This is a genomic window from Lutibacter oricola (assembly GCF_900106565.1).
In the GTDB taxonomy this organism is placed as follows: Bacteria; Bacteroidota; Bacteroidia; order Flavobacteriales; family Flavobacteriaceae; genus Lutibacter; species Lutibacter oricola.
On the sequence record NZ_FNNJ01000048.1, the window covers coordinates 1 to 1,798 of the forward strand.

A 1,798-nucleotide genomic window follows, 5' to 3' on the forward strand; every position below is an offset into this window, starting at 1 on the left:
AATCAACGTTTCAATGAGATTTTTATCGTTTTAGTTTCTTCTCCGTATTTTTATCATTTATCCGACTAGTTTTTCATCGGCATAAAATTTAACGGTTTAGAGTTTGGTTTCGTTGCGTGATTAAGCTCAAATTTAATTAAAAAACTCTAAACATTAGAATAATCAGAGGCTTTTCGTACGTGGAATTAACCAAGCAATGAAATAAACGCATTGTTAAATTGTGTGCCTTTTTGAGTTGTAATTATTTTTATTAAACTTAAATTAATCTTTTATGTTTATCCGTTTTAGTTTCTCCTCCGAGATATTGCTAAAATCAGCGTTTCAATTGGTTTTCTCATTTTAGTTTCTCCTCTGAAGTGTTGCTCAAATCAGCGTTTCAACTGGTTTTCTCATTTTAGTTTCTCCTCCGAAGTGTTGCTCAAATCAGCGTTTCAACTGGTTTTCTCATTTTAGTTTCTCCTCCGAAGTGTTGCTCAAAATCAGCGTTTCAATTGATTTTCTCATTTTAGTTTCTCCTCCGAAGTGTTGCTCAAAATCAACGTTTCAATGAGATTTTTATCGTTTTAGTTTCTTCTCCGTATTTTTATCATTTATCCGATTAGTTTTTCATCGGCATAAAATTTAACGGTTTAGAATATGTTTTGTAGCGATTTTAAGTAACTAATTTAGTAAATAATTACTGACCAAGAAAATCCGTGAGGATTTTCGTAAGTGTGCTAAAACCCAGCTATAAAATATATGCATTGTTAGCCACTGTTTTTTTTTAAATCGGATTATATTTCACAAATTCCATATTCATAATTCCTGCAATTTTATTAGCTTCTAAATCTGCATTTACCAAATCATCAAAATCTGTAATTTTCAATTTTTCTCGGTGTGTTCTATTTAATAAATAAATTCTGTAAATTTTATTTTTTTCTGAAAATTGAACTCCTGTTCGGCTATATCCAAAACTTTTTTGATTTAAATGTAATACGGAAATGAAAGAATAGTTTTCGGTTGTTTTCCATTTTCCAATTTTAATAAAAAATAATCCTACGTAATGTTTTATTTTCTTTTTATCAAAGTCTAATAAAGTACCTTTTCTCAGAAAGACAATTATAACTCCAATTAATAGAATTAATATTCCAATCAATGATGTTGAATTTATTGAAATCAATAAACTCATCCCAGTTAGGAATATTCCACTTAGAATTAATGTAATTCCAATTATTAAAAACATTAAAGGAAAAATTTTCTCTAGTTTGTAATCAATTATCATATAATTTTTTTTGTAGAATCTATAATCTGTTAATTAATCGTATTATTTAAATTTTCTATTTCTAGAATCAGCTTTTTTTTTTCGTAATAGTGGCTAACGGTTTAGAGTTTGGTTTCGTTGCGTGATTAAGCTCAAATTTAATTAAAAAACTCTAAACATTAAGATAATCAGAGGCTTTTCGTACGTGGAATTAACCAAGCAATGAAATAAACGCATTGTTAACTTGTGTGCCTTTTTTATTTGTAATTATTTTTATTAAACTTAAATTAATCTTTAATGTTTATTATTTTTAGTTTTTCCTCCGAAGTGTTTCTCAAATCAGTGTTTCAACGAGTTTTCTCGTTTTAGTTTCTCCTCCGAAGTGTTTCTCAATTGAGCGTTTCAACGAGTTTTCTCATTTTAGTTTCTCCTCCGAAGTGTTGCTCAAATCAGCGTTTCAACAAGTTTTCTCATTTTAGTTTCTCCTCCGAAGTGTTGCTCAAATCAGCGTTTTAATGGGCTTTTTATCGTTTTATTTTCTTCTCCGTAATATTTGTC

The 1,798-nt window shown here is 28.7% G+C and carries 1 protein-coding gene; it reads right to left on the bottom strand.

Annotation, left to right across the window (positions count from 1 at the left end; translation table 11 throughout):
* Positions 1 to 763: 763 nt before the first annotated feature.
* Entirely contained in the window at positions 764 to 1,261 is a 498-nt protein-coding gene (locus BLU40_RS17410) for a hypothetical protein (protein WP_090126812.1), read from the bottom strand.
* Positions 1,262 to 1,798 lie beyond the last annotated feature (537 nt).